This window comes from Amycolatopsis pittospori, from assembly GCF_013870525.1.
Taxonomy (GTDB): Bacteria; Actinomycetota; Actinomycetes; order Mycobacteriales; family Pseudonocardiaceae; genus Amycolatopsis; species Amycolatopsis pittospori.
This window is the reverse complement of the sequence record NZ_JACBXD010000052.1, coordinates 38,936-56,146: the sequence shown is the minus strand read 5'-3', so window position 1 is coordinate 56,146 and position 17,211 is coordinate 38,936. Positions and strand designations below refer to the sequence as shown.

General features: G+C 69.1%; 17 protein-coding genes. 7 read left to right on the top strand and 10 right to left on the bottom strand.

The window, feature by feature from the left end:
* Nucleotides 1-242 precede the first annotated feature (242 nt).
* Both H5J31_RS39625 and H5J31_RS26125 read left to right on the top strand, forming a co-directional pair.
* On the top strand, nt 243-839 hold the full coding sequence (locus H5J31_RS39625) for a hypothetical protein (protein ID WP_207898810.1): 597 nt from the start codon (nt 243-245) through the stop codon (nt 837-839).
* Entirely contained in the window at nt 836-1,348 is a 513-nt protein-coding gene (locus H5J31_RS26125; RefSeq protein ID WP_181775285.1) for a YceI family protein, read from the top strand. The genes H5J31_RS39625 and H5J31_RS26125 overlap by 4 nt, the downstream gene beginning before the upstream one ends.
* Nucleotides 1,349-1,351: 3 nt before the next feature.
* Here the strand turns inward: H5J31_RS26125 and H5J31_RS26120 are convergent, their stop codons facing one another.
* The gene (locus H5J31_RS26120; protein WP_181775284.1) at nt 1,352-1,783 is read right to left on the bottom strand and encodes a DUF6292 family protein; all 432 of its coding nucleotides are present in this window, start codon (nt 1,781-1,783) and stop codon (nt 1,352-1,354) included.
* 99 nt (nt 1,784-1,882) lie between these two features.
* The gene (locus tag H5J31_RS26115; RefSeq protein WP_181775290.1) at nt 1,883-2,326 is read right to left on the bottom strand and encodes a MarR family winged helix-turn-helix transcriptional regulator; all 444 of its coding nucleotides are present in this window, start codon (nt 2,324-2,326) and stop codon (nt 1,883-1,885) included.
* Nucleotides 2,327-2,440: 114 nt separating this feature from the next.
* On the opposite strand from H5J31_RS26115, the gene H5J31_RS26110 reads away from it, so the two are divergent.
* The 3 genes from H5J31_RS26110 to H5J31_RS26100 all read left to right on the top strand — a co-directional run bounded on the left by H5J31_RS26110 (nt 2,441) and on the right by H5J31_RS26100 (nt 5,045).
* On the top strand, nt 2,441-2,839 hold the full coding sequence (locus H5J31_RS26110; RefSeq protein WP_181775283.1) for a DUF5313 domain-containing protein: 399 nt from the start codon (nt 2,441-2,443) through the stop codon (nt 2,837-2,839).
* Nucleotides 2,840-3,035: 196 nt separating this feature from the next.
* Nucleotides 3,036-3,974, top strand: a complete 939-nt coding sequence (locus H5J31_RS26105; RefSeq protein ID WP_181775282.1) for a hypothetical protein — start codon at nt 3,036-3,038, stop codon at nt 3,972-3,974.
* A 135-nt stretch (nt 3,975-4,109) separates the two neighbouring features.
* Nucleotides 4,110-5,045, top strand: coding sequence for a pseudouridine synthase (locus tag H5J31_RS26100; protein WP_181775281.1), 936 nt, complete (start codon nt 4,110-4,112; stop codon nt 5,043-5,045).
* An 85-nt stretch (nt 5,046-5,130) separates the two neighbouring features.
* Here the strand turns inward: H5J31_RS26100 and H5J31_RS26095 are convergent, their stop codons facing one another.
* Entirely contained in the window at nt 5,131-5,736 is a 606-nt protein-coding gene (locus H5J31_RS26095) for a LamG domain-containing protein (RefSeq protein WP_181775280.1), read from the bottom strand.
* Between the two features lie 165 nt (nt 5,737-5,901).
* On the bottom strand, nt 5,902-6,684 hold the full coding sequence (locus H5J31_RS26090; protein WP_236005392.1) for an alpha/beta fold hydrolase: 783 nt from the start codon (nt 6,682-6,684) through the stop codon (nt 5,902-5,904).
* Between the two features lie 98 nt (nt 6,685-6,782).
* Between H5J31_RS26090 and H5J31_RS26085 the strand changes: the two genes are divergently transcribed.
* Nucleotides 6,783-7,409 carry an alpha-ketoglutarate-dependent dioxygenase AlkB gene (locus H5J31_RS26085; RefSeq protein WP_181775279.1) on the top strand — a complete coding sequence of 209 codons (627 nt, stop codon included), beginning with the start codon at nt 6,783-6,785 and terminating at the stop codon, nt 7,407-7,409.
* 3 nt (nt 7,410-7,412) lie between these two features.
* Here the strand turns inward: H5J31_RS26085 and H5J31_RS26080 are convergent, their stop codons facing one another.
* Nucleotides 7,413-8,687, bottom strand: a complete 1,275-nt coding sequence (locus tag H5J31_RS26080) for a cytochrome P450 (RefSeq protein WP_181775278.1) — start codon at nt 8,685-8,687, stop codon at nt 7,413-7,415.
* Between the two features lie 256 nt (nt 8,688-8,943).
* Here H5J31_RS26080 and H5J31_RS26075 point away from each other — a divergent pair, with 256 nt between their 5' ends.
* On the top strand, nt 8,944-12,072 hold the full coding sequence (locus tag H5J31_RS26075; protein ID WP_181775277.1) for an ATP-binding protein: 3,129 nt from the start codon (nt 8,944-8,946) through the stop codon (nt 12,070-12,072).
* Nucleotides 12,073-12,100: 28 nt separating this feature from the next.
* On the opposite strand, the gene H5J31_RS26070 is transcribed toward H5J31_RS26075, so the two are convergent.
* From H5J31_RS26070 to H5J31_RS26050, 5 genes are all read right to left on the bottom strand, one after another.
* The gene (locus H5J31_RS26070; RefSeq protein ID WP_181775276.1) at nt 12,101-12,952 is read right to left on the bottom strand and encodes an ABC transporter permease; all 852 of its coding nucleotides are present in this window, start codon (nt 12,950-12,952) and stop codon (nt 12,101-12,103) included.
* A 169-nt stretch (nt 12,953-13,121) separates the two neighbouring features.
* The gene (locus tag H5J31_RS26065; protein WP_181775275.1) at nt 13,122-14,102 is read right to left on the bottom strand and encodes an ATP-binding cassette domain-containing protein; all 981 of its coding nucleotides are present in this window, start codon (nt 14,100-14,102) and stop codon (nt 13,122-13,124) included.
* 23 nt (nt 14,103-14,125) lie between these two features.
* The gene (locus H5J31_RS26060) at nt 14,126-14,698 is read right to left on the bottom strand and encodes an NADPH-dependent FMN reductase (protein WP_181775274.1); all 573 of its coding nucleotides are present in this window, start codon (nt 14,696-14,698) and stop codon (nt 14,126-14,128) included.
* Between the two features lie 102 nt (nt 14,699-14,800).
* Entirely contained in the window at nt 14,801-15,700 is a 900-nt protein-coding gene (locus tag H5J31_RS26055; protein ID WP_181775273.1) for an ROK family protein, read from the bottom strand.
* Complete coding sequence (locus tag H5J31_RS26050) at nt 15,697-17,106, bottom strand: APC family permease (RefSeq protein ID WP_181775272.1); 1,410 nt, start codon at nt 17,104-17,106, stop codon at nt 15,697-15,699. Before H5J31_RS26050 ends, H5J31_RS26055 begins: the two co-directional genes overlap by 4 nt.
* Between the last annotated feature and the right edge of the window lie 105 nt (nt 17,107-17,211).

Here is a 17,211-nt window from a genome sequence, read left to right as displayed (position 1 = left end):
CGGGTCTTGCCGATCCCCGGCGGCCCGGAGACGAGGACGAGCCCGCCGGAACCCCCGGCGGCGTCCACGATCCGGCCACGCAGGTCCGCCAGCTCGCCTGCCCTGCCCACGAATGGTTCCCGGCTCACGGAAGGAGTATCGCTCCCCGGGGCCGATTCCGTACCGGACTGCGTACTGGCACTGATGTCCCCGGACCGGCGACGGCGCAGAGTCGAGCACGTCCAACGGGAAAGGAAAAGCGCATGTACGCCACCGTCCACCAGTTCCGGCGTTCGCACGCCGACGAATCCGAGGGCTGGGGCCACGCCCTCGCCGCCGAACTCCACCCCGGCACCGGTTCGCCGGGAACCTGCACCCTGGCCCAGGTCGGCGGGCTGTCCGGACTCGTCGTCGCGCTGTGGCACGACCGTGGCTCCGCGCTCGCCGCCGCCGACCGCCGCACCCACGGCACCCTCGACGCCCGCGTGTTCGAGGTCTCCGACGTCGAAGGCGGTGCCGCCGAACCCCGGATCGCGCAGGCGACCTGGTTCGACCGGCCGCTCAGCCAGGCCGCGGCCGACGCCGCCGACTTCGGCGGACGCGAGCGGATCTGGCCCGCCGTCCGGAAACTCGACGGCGTCGGCGGGTTCTACGTCCTGACCGCCGAAGACCGCTCGACGCTCGTGCTCGGGTTCACCGAGTCGATCGAGGCGATGGAGACCGTCCAGAAGACGATCATGAGCACCGAACTGCTGCCCGGGGAGGATCCGGCGCTGCTGCCCGGCCCCGACCGGGTCGACGTGCACCGCGTGCTCCACACGTCCCTGCCCTCGCTCGGCCTGGTGGGTGAGCCGCGATGACCGCCGGGACGTCCTTGCGCACCGGTACCTGGACCGTGCTCGCCGACCGGACCGAGGCCACCTTCACCGTCCGGAACTTCGGTTTCCGCGAAGTCCGCGGCACGATCCCGGTCAGCCTGGGGTCGGTGCGGGTCGACGAAGGCCGCGTCAGCGCCGTCGAAGCCGCGCTCGACCTCGACGGCATCGACACCGGCAACGCCAAACGCGACGCCGACCTGCGCAAACCCGGTCTGCTGGCGATCGACACGCAGCCGGTGCTGACCTTCGCGGCGGACAGCGTCGAAGGCGGCTCCGGCACGTGGTCGGTCGAAGGCACTCTCGGCGCGCGAGGTGAGTCGTGTCCGCTCACGCTGACCGCGACCGGGCCCGAGGACAACGGCGACGGCACCTGGCGGGTTCACGCCAGAGGGGTCTTCGACCGGCAGGCGCTCGGTGTCCGCGCGCCGAGGTTCCTCATCGGCCGGGAGATCACGATCGAGCTCGACGTCGTCCTCACCCCGCCCCGCTGAGCGTCAGGCCCAGGCGGACAGTTCCTTGGCCAGCGCGGACGACCCGCCGGCGGTGCGCAGCGTCGGCGGTCCAGGCCAGCAGTCCTGGTGGTCACCGGTTCGCAGCGTCTCGGCGAACCGGGCCACCAGCCGCGGCTGCGACGCCGCCGTCCGGCCACCGAGGTAAGCGACGACGACGTGGTGGTCGTCGCCCGAATGCGTCGCGACCGCGGCGGACCAGCCGTGCTCCTCGTGCCACAGCAGGTCGACGTCGCGCTCGGGAAAACCGGGAAGACGCCAATTCAGCCGCATACGGGCGGTGACCGGACCGGTGAGGTCCGCCGTGCACGAATCCATCCGTATCCCCAAAGCCGAAGCCACGTCCTCCAGATACGCGTTCAGCCTGGTCATCAGATCCAGACCTGCTTCCGAGGGGGCGGGGGTCGAGGTCGTCACGGTCCTCAGCTTCCTGTCATCTTGAGTCGGCGTGACGGGAATTACCCACCCGGGCGCGGCTTCACACCCTTATTTCGTCACACCCAGGTTTCGGTTCGCTCAAGCCGTGGCTTCGATGACCCGGGACAGCGCCTTGTGCAGCGCCTCCAGCTCGGAGACCTCCATCCCGAGCTTCTCCACGACGCGATACGGGATCTTCTCCGCCTCGGCCCGGAGCGCGCGACCCGATTCCGTCAGCTCGACCGTCAGCAGGCGCTCGTCTTCGGAACGGCGCCGCCGCGTGACGTAACCGATCGTCTCCAGCCGCTTGAGCAGCGGCGAAAGCGTAGCGGGTTCAGCACGCAGGGCGACACTCAGGTCCTTCACCGCCTGCGGTCCCCGCTCCCAGAGCGCCAGCATGACCAGGTACTGCGGATGGGTGAGCCCGTGCGGCTCCAGCAGCGGACGGTAGATCGCGATGACACTGCGCGAAGCGACCGACAGCGCGAAACACACCTGACGCTCCAGCGCGAGCGGGTCCTCGCCCAGATCGATCGCCTTCATCCCCGGCCCTTCCGAACTCATGCCGCGATCCTAGCGGTGGCGTCGACAACACTAATGATTAGCACGCTAACCATTAGTGTACTGTCGCAGACGTCGAAGGAAAGGAGTCGCCCGATGCCCCGCAAGCGCCCGGACGCGATCCGCTGGCTGTGGTACTCGCTCGGCGGCAGGCTGCCCGAGCGCTACCACGACTGGATCCTCCACGACGCGACCGCCGGAAGCTGGCGCTGGCGGCACGTCGCCCGCAGCACGGTGATGATCGGGCCGCTCTGCGCGGTCTGGCTGCTCCTGCCCGGACCACTCCCCCTGCGGCTCGCGATCGTGCTGATGGCCGCGCTCGTCGCGTACTTCTATTCGACGGCGTACATGGAGGAGAGCATCGAGCACCGGCTCGCCAAGCACGGCTTCGAACCGGGCACCGGCCGCCGCATCCGCGCCGAAGCCACCGCGATCGCCGAGGCCGAGGTGACCGAGCGGTATCTCGCGCGCTATCGCGATCAGCCGGAATCCTGACCGGGTGCTCCCGGACGGCTTGCTTCCGGGCGGCTGCTTCGGATGTTGCGAAAGCCACTTTCGCAACGTTGGAGGTTGCGAAAGTGGCTTTCGCAACGTCCGGAAGTTATCCACAGTGGGGCTGATGTGGCGAGTTGTCCACAGGTCGGCGAAAAGGGGCTGGCGACCGACGGGGTGAGCGGCTGACGATCGTGGGGTGAAAACCGGAGACTGGGCCCGCGATCCCGAAGGGCTCTACAAACACAGCCGGGGTGGCGTGATCACCGTCGCCCGGCTCGGCGAACTCGGCGTTCCGTCGATGACGTGCTATCGGCGTTGCAGGCCGGGGAAGCCATGGCGACGCCTGCTGCCGGGCGTGGTGCTGTTGCACTCCGGCGAGCCGACGCGACGGCACTTGGTCGACGCCGCCCTCCTGTACGCCGGGCCGGATGCCGTGGTGACGGGAGCGGCAGCCTGTCGCCGGCAGGGGTTGCGAGCCTTGCCGGACCATCCGTTCCGTGTCCACCTTCTCGTGCCCCTTGAACACAAGATCTCCGGGTCGGGCCACGTGATCGTCGAACGGACGACCCGGATGCCGCAACCGATCGTCCACGATGGGATACCGCTGGCACCGTTGGTTCGAGGGGTTCTCGACGAATGCCGTCGCCTTGGCTCGCGACAGGCCGTCGCGGCCTTGCTCACCGAAGTGGTTCAGCGTGGCGTGGGTCTCCCGGAGTTGTTCGCCGAACTCGATGCCGGGAGTAGCCGTGGCACCGCGATCCCGCGTCAGGTGTTGCACCGGATCGCGGACGGGGCGCGGTCGGTCGCGGAGGTGGACGCGATGAGGGTCTGGCGCCTGAGCGGCTTGCCCGAGCCTCTGTGGAATCACGAATTGCGTGATGAATCCGGTGAGTACATCGCGACTTCCGATGGCTATTTCGTGGCAGCCCAGCTGGCCTGGGAGATCGATTCCTACGATTTTCACTTCGGCGAGCAACAGTACGCCGCGACAGTGGCGCGGAACGCCAGGTACGCGGCAGCGGGTATCGCGGTCCTGCAGACCTTGCCCAGCCGACTGCGAACGGAACCGAAGCAGGTGGCCGCCGAACTCGCCGCGGCTCACCGAGCCGCCGTTGCTCGACGCCGAGCTGCCTGATCGCCGCACGTTGCGAAAGCCACTTTCGCAACGTTGAAGGTTGCGAAAGTGGCTTTCGCAACACCGCAACACCGCGACGGCCGCCGATCGCACAGACCCCCGGCCCCTGATCCCGTCCGGCTAGAGTGCGCGGTGATGAGACGCAAGCTCCGCCCGCCGCTTCCGCCCCGGCACGGGCTCGATCCCGCGAGGCTGAAGATGCCCGCCGAGGGACCGTGGACGACGTTGCGGGAGCACCTCGTCGAACGGCTCCCCCGGGTCGCTCCCGAGCGGATCGAGGAGATGCTCCGCGAGGAGCGCATCGTCGGGCTCGACGGACCGCTGGGCGTCGACGCGCCGTTCGTGCCGGACTCGTTCATCTGGTTCCACCGCGATCTGCCCGACGAGGTGGACGTCCCGTTCGACGTCTCCGTCGTGCACCGTGACGAGCACATCCTGATCGCCGACAAGCCGCATTTCCTCGCGACGATCCCGCGTGGGCAGCACATCCTGCAGACCGCGCTGGTCCGCCTCCGCCGCGAGTTCGACCTCCCGCGACTCAGTCCCGCGCACCGGCTCGACCGGGTCACCGCCGGGCTCATCCTGTTCGTGATCACCCCCGAACACCGCGGCAAGTACCAGACGATGTTCCGGGATCGCTTGGTACACAAGGAATACGAGGCGATCGCGCGGTACGATCCGGACGTCGGGATGCCGCGCGAGATCAGCAGCCGCATCGTCAAGGAACGCGGGGTCATCGCCGCACAGGAGGTCGACGGGCCGCCCAACGCGGAGACCCGGGTCGAGCTCATCGAGCACCGCGACGGCCTCGGCCGCTACCGCCTGCTCCCCGCGACCGGCCGCACCCACCAGCTCAGGCTGCACATGAGCGGGCTCGGATTGCCGATCCTCGGCGACGACTTCTACCCCGAGCTGACCGAAACCCCGCTCGACGACTTCACCGAACCTCTGCAGTTGCTGGCCAAGGTCCTCGAGTTCACCGACCCGCTCACCCACGAACGCCGCCGTTTCGAGAGCGGGCAGACCCTCACGGCGTGGACGGACCTCGACGCTTGGCGCCGAGGTCCGTGACACCGGCTCCTCGCCCAAGTCCGTGAAAGCCTCCTTCCCTACGCTCAAGGTAGGGAAGGAGGCCTTCACGGCAGGCCAGGTGGGCTCACTTACGCCAGAACTTGACCCCACTCCACGTCACCTTCACCGGTCCGGCGCCACTGGCCGTCCGGTAGGCCCCGAACTTGTCGTAGTAGCTGCCACTGCTGCTGCTCACGGTCTGCTTCAGTGAGCCGTTGATGTAGACCTTGTGCGTGCTCCCGACCTGATGGACGGTGTTGACCCGCACCGACGTCCCGACGGTCGCCCCGCTGCCCAGGGTCTCCCCGCCGTGGACGGCGTAGAGCCGGCCGCCGCGTTCGACCGCGAGCATGAAGTACGGTCCGGCGCTCGGCGCGTCGCGGAAGGTCTGTTTCAGACTGATCCGGGTGCCCGCCATGCTGGTGATCCGGAACGAGCCCTCGAACTGCCGGGTTCCGCCGGTGTAGGTCACGTAGCGGCGCTCCGCCCGCTGGTCACCGCTGCCGGTGGAACAGGTCAGCTCGAAGTTGAGCCCGTCCACGGTGCCGCATCCGCGTTCCTGGACGTTGAACGAAGGACTCTCCGCCGTCCACGGCCCCGTTCCGACCTGCGCGCTCGCCGGCAGCGCCGACGCCATCAGGCCGAGGACGGCCGCCGCGATCACCCCGCCGGTCCGAAGTCGTCTCCGCATCCTGCCTCCTGCACACTCAGGGCGGCGGTGGTCCAGACCAGGACCAGATTGCGACTGTACGAGCACGAACCGTCATCGGACAAGGAGCCGGCGCCTCATCCTCCCGCTGACCGGGTAACGACGATGAACTTCTTCCTGCGGGCCCTCGAAAACGACTCCGCGCGGTCAGCGAGGATCCCGGTAGAACGCGCCGAGTTCCGGAGCCAGCCGCTCGGGCGGAACGTTGTGGAACTCGCCCTCCAGTTCGACATGCCGCGCGCCCGGGACCGCCTTCGCGGTGACCGCGGCCGCCGTCTTCAGCCAGTCCGTGCTGCCGTTGCTGTTCACCACGAGCGTCGGCGCCGTGATCGAGGCCAAGCGTTCCGCCGGGACCTGGGAGTCACCCATGACGCGGGCGTCGTAGACCAGCGTGGGGGCGAACGACCGGAGTTCGGCCCACATCGGCGTCGCCTTCGCTTCGGCGACGGCCTCCGCCGGCGACCCGACCGCGGACATCATGAACAGTGCGACGGCGTCGTCCCAGCGGTCCGCCGCGACGAGGTCGCGCATCTCGTCGGCGTATCCCTCGGGCACCTCTTCGACCTCGCCGCGATACGGGGGTTCGAAGACCGACAGCCGAGCCATCGGCACCCCGCTCGCCGCGGCGAGCAAAGCGAGCGCTCCGCCCGAAGAGATGCCGTGCACGATCACGGGTTCGCCGAGCGAGGCGACCACGGCGGCGAGGTCCTCGATCTCGCGCTCGACGGCGTAGGGCAGGTTGTCGCCACTGTCGCCCCGTCCGCGCCGGTCGTAGGTCACCACGGAGTACTCCGCCGTCAGCGCGGCGACCAGCGGTTCGTCGCCATGACGGTCGTTGCTCGCGCCCGCGACGATCACCACGACCGGACCCGCGCCCCGGCGCTCGACCACGATCGGCGTGCCGTCGGCGGAGATGATTGTGTCGATCATGCGACCCATCGTGCCGGGTGACGGCGTCCGGCGCAGGTCAATATTGGAATCGAACACGCGTTCGACAAATGGGCATCGCGGGGGTAGATTCGGTTGCCATGACCCCCGCGCTCCAAGCCTCGCTTTTCGACGAGTGCACCACCCTCGGGCTGGGCTCCCTCGGCGCGCTCCGGCGCACCGAGCTGACCCGTGGCGCCTGGATCGACGTGCTCCCGGGCTGGCTCACCGGCGCGGACGAACTGTTCACGCGCCTCGCCGAAGACGTGCCGTGGCATGCCGAACGACGGCAGATGTACGACCGCGTCGTCGCCGTCCCCCGGCTGCTGAGCTACTACCGCGACGGCATGCCGCTCCCCCACCCGCTCCTCACCGAAGCCAGGGAGACGCTCTCCGCGCACTACGCGGACGAGCTCGGCGAACCGTTCGTGACGTCCGGCCTCTGCTACTACCGGGACGGGCGGGACAGCGTCGCCTGGCACGGCGACGACACCGGCCGCTCGCGCACCGAGGACACCATGGTCGCGATCGTCTCGGTCGGCGCGGCCCGCCAGCTCGCCCTGCGCCCACGCGGCGGCGGCGAGACGATCCGGCACGCCCTCGGCCACGGCGACCTGATCGTCATGGGCGGCAGCTGCCAGCGGACCTGGGAGCACGCCATCCCCAAGACGGCCAAGCCGGTCGGGCCGAGGATCAGCATCCAGTTCCGGCCGAGAGGAGTCGCCTGAGACTCAGTCCAGCAGCACGGGCAACGCTTCGACGCCGTAGACGATCGAGACCTTCCGGAACTCCAGCTCGTCCGGTTCGATCGCGAGCCGCATCTCCGGGAACCGGCGCACCAGCGCGGGATAGGCGGTGCGCAGCTCCATCCGGGCGAGTTCGGCGCCGATGCACCGGTGGATGCCCCAGCCGAAGGCGAGATGCGACGTCGGCTCGCGGGTCGCGTCGAACTTCTCCATGTCCTCGCCGAGAACACCGTCACGGTTGGCGACGCTGAGCGAGACGAGCACGATGTCGCCCTTCGCGATCCGGACGCCGGCGACCTCCATGTCCTCCTTGGCGAACCGGGGGAAGGCCATCTGCACGACGGTCAGGTACCGCAGCAGTTCCTCGACGAACTTGTGGACGGCGTCGTCGTCGCCGCGGACGGTTTCGAACAGCTCGCGGTCCTTCAGCAACACGAGCGCGCCGAGCGCGAGCATGCTCGCCGTGGTCTCCAGCCCGCCGGTGAGCACGCCGTCCGCGAGGCCCGCCAGCTCGCGGTCGTCGATCTCGTCGCCGTGCTCCTTGATGAGCATGCCGAGCAGCCCGTCGCCCGGGTTCTCGCGCTGTTTCTTGACGATGTCGTCCAGATAGGACAGCGACTCGGTCATCGCACCGAGTGACGCGCCCGCGCCACCGAAGAGGTCGAAGCGCGCGGTGCTCAGCCGCTGGAAGTCGTCGCGGTCCTCGTACGGGACGCCCAGCAGCTCGCAGATCGTCAGCGACGGGATCGGCAGCGCGAAGGCCTCCCAGAGGTCGACGGGGCCGTCCGCCTTCTCCATCGCGTCGAGCTGGTCGGCGACGATCTCGTCGATCCGCGGCGTCAGCCGTGAAAGCCTCCGCATGGTGAACTCCGGCGTGAGCAGCCGCCGCAGCCTGGTGTGCACCGGAGGGTCGGCGAACCCGAGTCCGCCGGGGTTCTGGTCCTCGGTCACGCCCGCGCTGCCGACCAGGTTCGTGAAGTCGCTGCTGAACTCGGTCACCTTGCCGAGGACGGCCTTGGCCTCGTCGTAGCCGGTGACCAGCCAGCCGTTCATGCCGAACGGCAGATCCAGTTCGCTGATCGGCTCCTCGGCGCGGATCCGGCCCAGTTCCGGGACCGGGTCGAGACCGTCGCGCCTGAGCGGCGTCAGGAGGTTGTCCGGGATGAGGGACATCTTGGACAGGTCGAAGCCGTTCTTCTGCTGACGCGCGAGGTAGCGGCGGCCGATCCATGCCAGCACGCGCGAGCGAATGCTCCCCATATCTCGCACACTACTCCAGCCGCGTAGTACCTGACCTGGCACAACAGGCCGTGTTCGCCCGGCAGGGCAAGAATTTCGGCGTTCGTTCACCCGCCGTCCGACTCGATTCGTCACGTCCAGAAAGTCGGGTTCGGGCGGTGCGGGGTTCCCGGCGAGCGGGAGACGTCGATCACGAAGAGTGTTCGCGACCCGCGAGTAACGCCTGACATCCGGCGCGCGTCGTGAGATTGTCGGACCCAACTGGGAGGATTCGGGCATGTCAGCCGCGCTCATCGGACGTGACCATCCCGCGCGAATACTCCGCGCGGAGATCGGCCGCGCCGCCGAAAGCCACGGCGGGCTGGTGCTGGTCACCGGCGAGGCCGGGATCGGCAAGACCACGCTCGTCACCGGCGCCGCCGAAGAGGCGAAGCGTCTCGGCGCCCTGGTGCTCAACGGGTCCTGCTGGGACTCCGCCAGCGCACCGGGGTACTGGCCGTGGACGCAGGTGGTGCGCGGGCTGCGGCGTTCGGTCGAGCCGGGCCGGTGGACCGCGATGGCCGACAGCGAACTGGACGTCCTGCTCGGCGAGGCACGCGGCGACGGAGCGGCGGACGGCTTCCGCCTCTACGACGCGGTGACGAGCGCGCTGGTGGCCGCTTCCCAGGAACGGCCGGTCGTGGTGGTGCTCGACGACCTGCACTGGGCCGACACCGCGTCGTTGCGGCTGCTCGAATTCGCCGCGCAGCACACCTGGTTCGAACGGCTGCTGCTGATCGGCACCTACCGGGACGTCGAGGTCGAGACGACCGATCACCCGCTTCGCTCGCTCATACTGCCTCTGCTCGCGAAGGCCACTTCGGTCACGCTCACCGGTCTCGAACCGGACGAGGTCGGCGCGCTCATGGCGAGGACGGCGGGCGCGGAACCGGACGGTGACCTCGTCGCCGAAGTCCATCGCCGCACCGGCGGCAACCCGTTCTTCGTCGAGCAGACGGCGCGGCTTTGGCACAGCGGCGGTTCCGCCGAGACGATCGCGCCCGGGGTCGCCGACGCCCTGCAGCGACGGCTTTCCCTGCTCCCCCAACCGGTTCTCGATCTGCTGACCACCGCGGCCGTACTCGGCCGGGAGTTCCACCGCAGACTGCTCGCGGGGGTGGCGTCGGCGCCGGTGCCGCAGGTGGACAGGCTGCTCGACCAGGCGGTCGCCGCCCGGCTGGTCGCGGTGCACGGGCAGGGCCGGTTCGCGTTCGCCCACGACCTGGTCCGCGAGACGCTGTACGCGAGCCTGTCCGAATCGGAACGGGAGAAACTGCACTCCGCGGTCGTCGCGGCGGTCCGCGGTATGCCGAAGTCACCGGACCGGATCTTCCCCGCGGACCTGGCCCGGCACGCGCTGCTCGCCGGCCGGGAACTCGATCCGGACCAGGCCGTCGATCTGTTGCTGGCCGCGGCGGTCGACGCCACCGGGCGGATGGCGACCGAGGAGACCGCGACGCACTATCGCCGGGCGATGGACGTTGCCGCGGATCCCCGGCGGCGGGCGGTCATCGCGCTCGAACTGGGCGCGCAGCTGAACCGCCACCACGAGACCGAGGAGGGCAGGCAGGTACTGGACGAGGTCACCGCGGTCATCCGCGCTCTCGACGAGGACGATCTGCTCGCCCGGCTCGCGTTGACCCTGACCCGGACCGATCACAAGGGCCTGCGCGCCGCGGAGACCGCCGCATTGCTCACCGAAGCTCACCGGCGGCTGTGCGGCGGCAAACCGGGCGACGAGATCTCCGTCGACCGGATGACCCAGGAACTGACCGCGACGATCACCATGTCGGCCCGCGACGACCACGACGATTCCGCCCTGATGTTCGGGTTGTGGGCCCGGCACGACGCGATCTGGGGCCCCGGCAGCGCCGAGGAACGCGAAAGGCTCACCGACGAGTTGATCGTGGTCGGCCGCCGCACGGACAACGCGGAACTGGTGCACTACGCGTCGTCGTTCAAATGGGTCGCGCTGCTGGAGCAGGGCGACCCCCGCTACCTCGACCAGTACCGGGATTTCATCGCCATGTCCGGTGACGGCCAGGTCCCGAGTTCCCATCTGGCCTCGATGATCGATCAGAGCATCATCGCCACGGTCCAAGGCCGGTTCGCCGAGGCCGAAGCCTTTCTCCAGCAGGCGTTGCAGGGGCACGAGGGCCACCACGAACACCCGCACTTCGGCGACATGACCCGGCAGCAGCGGTGGATGCGCTGGTGTCTCGAAGGTCGTTACGAGGACCTCGCCAAGCTGCACCGCGAGGTGGCGAGGGAGGGCTTCACCTACGGCAGGATCATGGAGGCGATCACCGCCGCGGAGCGGGAAGACGCCGAGGAAGCCGTGCGGCTCACCGATCTGGTGGCCGAGGCGAAGCCCTATCCCCGCGAGCTGCAGCTGCTGTGGCTCCGCTGCCAGGCGCAGACCGCCGCGGTGTCGGCCGATCCCGCGCGCTGCGAAGCGGCACGTGCGGCGCTCGCGCCCTACAGCGGACAATGGGTGATCGCGTTGTTCGGATGCGACATCAGCGGGCCCGTCGATCTCTGGCTGGGCAGGCTGGACCTGGCTCAGGAGCGCTGGAACGACGCCATCGAGCGACTCACCGCGGCGGTGCGTTCCGCGGACCGCCTGCACGCCACGCCCTGGGCGGTCGAAGCCAGGTCCCAGCTCGCGAAGGCGCTTCTCGGGCGGAATCTCGAAGGAGACGTGGCCACGGTGACGGCCCTGCTGTCCGATTTGGACAGAGAAGCCGCCGAACTCGGGATGCGGCAGATCCCGGCCCGCGTCGCGGAGATCCGGAAACGCCTGCGGGGTCCGGTGGTGCCGTCGGCGGAGTTCCGCCGCGTCGACGCCGTGTGGACCCTGCACTTCGACGGCGTCACCACCCGCCTGCCCGACTCGAAAGGCTTGCGGGATCTGCATTTCCTGCTCGGCAGGCCGGGTTCGGAGGTGACGGCCGTGCGACTGCTCGACCCCGCGGGCGGCGAGGTGGTCGTCGCCGCCAAGAGCCTCGGCGGAGACGCCGTCCTGGACGACGAGGCGAAGGCCCGCTATCGCGCACGGCTCGACGAACTCGACGAACTGATCGACACCGCGACCGACCTGGGCCAGGACGAACGGGCCGCGGCACTGGATCGCGAGCGGGACACGCTCCTCTCGGAACTGAGGTCCGCCGCCGGGCTCGGCGGCCGAACCCGGCGGCTCGGCGACGAGGCCGAACGCGCCCGCAAGACGGTGACCGCCCGGATCCGGGACACCCTGCGCAAACTCGACGAGCAACATCCGGCGCTGGCCGCGCATCTTCGCGCGTCGGTCACCACCGGGTCGTCGTGCCGGTACTCGCCCGACGACAAGGTCCCCTGGCGGCTGTGAGCCACCAGGGGACCATGTCACCCCCGGATCATTTCCTGTTGTAGAGCCGCATCGTCAACGTGCCGAACACGGCGAGGATTACGCCGCCGACGATGAGCACCCAGGTGATCTCGCCACCGTCCCAGTTGCCGTCCATCATCGATCGGACCGCCGCGACCACATGGGTCACCGGGTTGACGTCGACGAAGGCCTGCAACCAACTCGGCATCGTCTCCGGGTTGACGTAGATGTTGCTGAGGAAGGTCAGCGGGAACAGCACCATCATGCTGACCCCCATCACCGACTTCTCGCTCCGCAGCAGCAGCCCGAACATCGTCCAGATCCACGAGAACGCGAACGAGAACGCCAGCAGCAGGAGGATCGCCGCGGCCACGCCGCCGACCCCGCCGCCAGGGCGGAAGCCCATGATCAGGCCGACACCAAGGATCACCAGCGACGCGATGAGGTAGCGCAGCATGTCGCCGAGCAGGTAGCCGACCATCGCCGACGGCCGCCAGATCGGCAGCGTGCGGAACCGGTCGAACACACCCTTCTCGATGTCGGTGTTGACCGCGAGCCCGGTGTACATGGTGATCATCAGGATGCTGCTCGCCATGATGCCCGGGAGCACGAACTGCAGGTACTCCGTCGGGGAGCCGGACAGCGCGCCACCGAACAGGTAAGTGAACATCAGCGTCATCATGATCGGGAACGCCGTGACGTCGAACATCTGCTCCGGCACGTGCTTGATCTTCAGCATCGCGCGCCACCCGAAGGTGACCGAAGCCGACAACGCGCTCGGGCGCCGCGGGCGATTCTTCGAGATCAGGATCGCGGCGAGGTCTTCGGGCTTCGGTGCCGCGAGGACGGGTTCGTTCTCTTTGACGGTTGTGGTGCTCAAGCTGCTTCCTCCTCGATGGCGCGCGCGTCCGCGATCGGGTCGCCAGGGCGCGTCTTGGAAACAAAGTTCCTGTTCGTCGGATAGGGCGCCCTGCCGCCCCGATAGCGGGGCGTTGCCGAAGCGCGCTCTGTGGTCACCGGCCATCCGGCCACCCGGCCGAACTCCGTGTTCATGCCGCACTTTCCTCGGGCGTGGCGGTGCGATCGGTCAGGGCCAGGAAGACCTCGTCGAGGCTCGGCTGGCCGAGGGAGAAGGTGTCGACGACGACGCCCGCGCGGGCGAGTTCGGCGAGGGCTCGCGCGGCGTGCTCGGCGGCGCCCTGTTCGGTGCTGTCGCCCGAAAGCCGGGCGGTCAGCGCGAGCGGGTCCGGTTCGAGCTGCACCTGCGCCCCGAGGATCCGGGTCAGCAGCGCCTCGGCTTCGGGCCGCTGGTCGGCCTCACGCAGCCGGACGTGGACGGCGCCCGCGCCGACCGACGCCTTCAGCTGCCCCTTGGTGCCTTCGGCGATGACCTTGCCGCTGTCGATGACCGCGATCCGGGACGCCAGCTGATCGGCTTCGTCGAGGTACTGCGTGGTCAGCAGGACGGTGGTGCCGTGCTGGACGATGGCGCGCACGATGTCCCAGACCTGGTTGCGGCTGCGGGGATCGAGCCCGGTCGTGGGCTCGTCGAGGAAGAGCACGTCCGGGGTGTTGAGGATGCTCGCGGCGATGTCGATCCGCCGCCGCATCCCGCCGGAGTAGTTCTTCACCTGCCGTCCCGCGGCCTCGGTCAGGCCGAACGCAGCCAGCAGTTCCGCCGCCCGCTCCCGCGCGGCCGGTTTGCGGTGCCCGGTCAGCCTGCCGATCAGCATCAGGTTCTCGGTTCCGGTCAGTTCCTCGTCGACCGAGGCGTACTGCCCGGTCAGGCTCACCATGGTCCGGACGGCGTCGGCGTCGCGGACGACGTCCTTGCCGAAGATCCGTGCCTCGCCGCTGTCGGGGCGGAGCAGGGTCGCGAGCATCTTCACCGCGGTGGTCTTGCCGGCGCCGTTCGGTCCGAGGACGCCGTACACGGAGCCCGCGGGGACCTTCAGATCGATCCCGTCGACCGCCCGGTTCTTCCCGAACACCTTGACCAGCCCCGAGGCTTCGATGGCCAGTTCACTCATTTTCCTTGTTCCTTTCAGAAGTTTCAGCAGACGTACGGGCGGGCGGTGCGTGCTTCGCGCAGGGCGAGGCCCCACCAGACGAGTTCGTCGATCAGGGTCGTCGCGGACTGTCCCTGGCCGTCGGCGTCGAAGGGGGTCCCGTCGCGGGCGAAAGTCCCGTCGAGGAGGTTGAAGGCGACCGTGTCCCGCATCGTCACGGTGTGCAGTTCGGTGAAGATCGTGCGCAGCTGCTCCACCGCGTAGAGGCCCTGCGACCGGTAGCCGTAGGAGACGAAACCGACCGGCTTCGCTCGCCACTCGTCGTAGGCGCAGTCGATCGCCTGCTTGAGCGACGCCGGGAAGCTGCGGTTGTACTCCGGGGTCACGACGACGAACGCCTCGGCGTCGTCCACCCTGGCTGCGAATCGCTTCATATCCGGCGTCGCCTGCTCCGGCAGCCCGGCCGGCAGGTCGAAGTCGACCAGGTCCAGGACGTCGAGGACGACGTCGTCCCTGGCTTCCGCGCGGCCGGTGAACCACTTCCCGACGGCGTCCCCCACCCGCCCCTCACGAGTGCTGCCGATGATCACCGCGACCCGCAGCGGGCTCTTGTTCATCTCCGACCTCCTCTCGCCTCACCCCTCAGGCGCGAGAAAGCCGCCGGGCCTTCGCTAGATCGGATCTAGCGAAGGCCCGGCGGCTTCGGTCCGTGATCGCGCTCAGGCGTCCAGCGCGATGGCGATCGCCCCCAGCAGGGAGGCGTCCTGGTCGAATTTCGCCGAGACCAGTTCCGGCGGGAACGGGACGGCCTGCGCGAGCCGTTCCCGCAGCGCGGGCAGGAGGACGTCGGCCGACCGCACCAGTCCCCCGCCCACGGCGATCCGCCGCGGGTCGAGCGAGATCGCGAGGTTCGCGACGTGCATCGAAAGCTCGTCGAGCGCGGCCGTGACCAGTTCCTTGGCCTGTGCGTTCTCCCTGGCGAGGCCGAACAGCTCGCCCGCGGTTACCGGGCGGCCGAGCAGCACACTCGCCCGGCCGCCCAGCCCACGCCCACCGACGGCTTCCTCCAGCGGCGCCGCTCCGCTGGCGAACCCGTCGGTGTCCTGCGGCGAGAGGAGGTTGTACCCGATCTCTCCCGCAGCGCCATTCGCGCCGGCCAGCAGCCGGCCGCCGACCAGGACCGCCGCCGCGATCCCGGTCCCCAGCGAGAGGAACACCGCCGGATCGGTGTCCGCCAGCGCTCCCCACCGCCATTCCGCGAGCGCCGCCGCCTTGGCGTCGGTGCCCACCGAGATCGGGACGCCGCCGAACTCTTCGGCGATCAGTTCCCGCAGCCGCAGTTGCTCCCAGCCCGGCACGTTGGGGGCCAGCAGGATGCGGTCCTCCAGCACGATGCCGGGGCTCACGACGCCGATCGCGGCGAGGTCGTCGGCGGCGCCTTCGTCGGCGAGCAGTTTCCGGGCGGCGGCGAGCGCGCGGCTCACCACCTGTTCGGCGCCCGCCTGCGCGTCGGTTTCGAGCCGCCGGGTGACCAGCAGGCTCCCGGCTCTGTCGGCCAGCCCGATCGCGACCTTCGTACCACCGAAGTCGATCCCCAGGATCAGCTCTTCCCCCGTCACTTCCCGGTCCCCTCTGCCGCCCCTGCGAACGATTCCTGAATCCCCTTGGGCCCGAACGGCCACACGCGTTCCGCCTTCGCGTAGGCGAGGAACGCGGCCACGCCGAGCGCGATCCACCCCACCGAAAGCCCGATCGAGAGCCACGTGGCGGAGAAGTAGATGTAGACCCAGCCGAGCAGCGCGATGATCGTCGGGATCGGGTAGAGCCACTGGCGGTACGGGCGGTCCAGCTCGGGCCGCCGTCGGCGCAGCACCACGATCGCCGCGACCTGCGCGAGCGACTGGACGATCACCAGCACCGTCACCGCCGCGTTGATCACCGCGGTGAGGGTGAACAGCGACCCGATCGCGGCGATGAGCCCCATCGTGAGGACACCGGCGGTCGGCAGATTGAGTTTCGGGTGCAGTTCGGCGAACACCGGCAGGAACACCTTGTCGCGTGCGGCCTCGAACGGGACACGCGAGCCGCCGAGCAGGCCGGCGAACACCGAGCCGACCGCGGCGATCACGATGAACACGGTGATGACCTTGGCCGCGCCCGTGCCCCACGCCTGTTCCAGCACGGTGGAGGCGACCGATGTCGCGTTCTTCAGTTCTTCCAGCGGGATCGAGCCGAGCACCCCGAGCTGCAACAGGAAGTACAGGCTCATGATGCCGAGGATCGAGAAGATGATCGACCGCGGCAGCGTCCGGCCCGGGTCGCGGACCTCGCCGCCGAGGTAGGCGCTGGTGTTGTAGCCGAGGTAGTCGTAGATCGCGATGATCAGGCCCGCGCCGAGCCCGGCCCAGAAGGCTCCGCCGCCGAACGAGAACGCGCCCGGCGTGAAGGCGAACGCTTGCGCGCCGTCGAAATGCGTGAAAGCGGCGACGATCACCGAAAGCGCCGCGAAGAGCATGATCGCGAACAGGACCGTGGTCAGCTTCCCGATCTCGCCGATCCGCCGGAACAGCGCCAGTACCACGAGCACGATGACACCGAGCCCGATGACCTTGCCGAGCGCGGTGGTCCCGCCCTCGTCCGCCACCCCCGGGATCAGGTACCCGAGGTACTGGACGAGGCCGATGATGCCGGTGGACATGATCAGCGGGATGAACAGCACCGCGCTCCAGGCGAACAGGAACGGCATGAGCCTGCCGGTGCGGAAGCCGAAGGCCTCGCGCAGGTAGACGTAGGTGCCGCCGGCACCGGGGAGGGCGGCGCCGAGCTCGGCCCAGATCAGGCCGTCGGCGAGGGCGATGATCGCGCCGATGAGCCAGCCGAACATGGCCTGCGGGCCGCCGAGGGTCGCCACCATCGCGGGGATGGTGACGAACGGGCCGATCCCGCACATCTGGGTCATGTTGATGGCGGTCGCCTGCAGCGGCCCGATCTTCCGCTCGAGCCCCGGCTGCGGGGGTGAACTCAAAACGCGCCTCCCTGTTAGTTAGTAAAGTTTCTTAACATAATTTCGAGCGTGTCGGAAGCCCGGTCCGGAAAGTTGTCGCGCTCCGGTCCGCCCGGAACTGCCCTA

Excerpts from the sequence above, each read along its gene's own strand:
- H5J31_RS26085 (WP_181775279.1), top strand. The coding sequence starts at position 6,783 with ATGACCCCCGCGCTCCAAGCCTCGCTTTTCGACGAGTGCACCACCCTC.
- H5J31_RS26065 (WP_181775275.1), bottom strand. The coding sequence starts at position 14,102 with ATGAGTGAACTGGCCATCGAAGCCTCGGGGCTGGTCAAGGTGTTCGGG.
- H5J31_RS26080 (WP_181775278.1), bottom strand. The coding sequence starts at position 8,687 with ATGGGGAGCATTCGCTCGCGCGTGCTGGCATGGATCGGCCGCCGCTAC.
- H5J31_RS26095 (WP_181775280.1), bottom strand. The coding sequence starts at position 5,736 with ATGCGGAGACGACTTCGGACCGGCGGGGTGATCGCGGCGGCCGTCCTC.
- H5J31_RS26075 (WP_181775277.1), top strand. The coding sequence starts at position 8,944 with ATGTCAGCCGCGCTCATCGGACGTGACCATCCCGCGCGAATACTCCGC.
- H5J31_RS26115 (WP_181775290.1), bottom strand. The coding sequence starts at position 2,326 with ATGAAGGCGATCGATCTGGGCGAGGACCCGCTCGCGCTGGAGCGTCAG.
- H5J31_RS26110 (WP_181775283.1), top strand. The coding sequence starts at position 2,441 with ATGCCCCGCAAGCGCCCGGACGCGATCCGCTGGCTGTGGTACTCGCTC.
- H5J31_RS26060 (WP_181775274.1), bottom strand. The coding sequence starts at position 14,698 with ATGAACAAGAGCCCGCTGCGGGTCGCGGTGATCATCGGCAGCACTCGT.
- H5J31_RS26090 (WP_236005392.1), bottom strand. The coding sequence starts at position 6,684 with ATGATCGACACAATCATCTCCGCCGACGGCACGCCGATCGTGGTCGAG.
- H5J31_RS26100 (WP_181775281.1), top strand. The coding sequence starts at position 4,110 with ATGAGACGCAAGCTCCGCCCGCCGCTTCCGCCCCGGCACGGGCTCGAT.
- H5J31_RS39625 (WP_207898810.1), top strand. The coding sequence starts at position 243 with ATGTACGCCACCGTCCACCAGTTCCGGCGTTCGCACGCCGACGAATCC.
- H5J31_RS26125 (WP_181775285.1), top strand. The coding sequence starts at position 836 with ATGACCGCCGGGACGTCCTTGCGCACCGGTACCTGGACCGTGCTCGCC.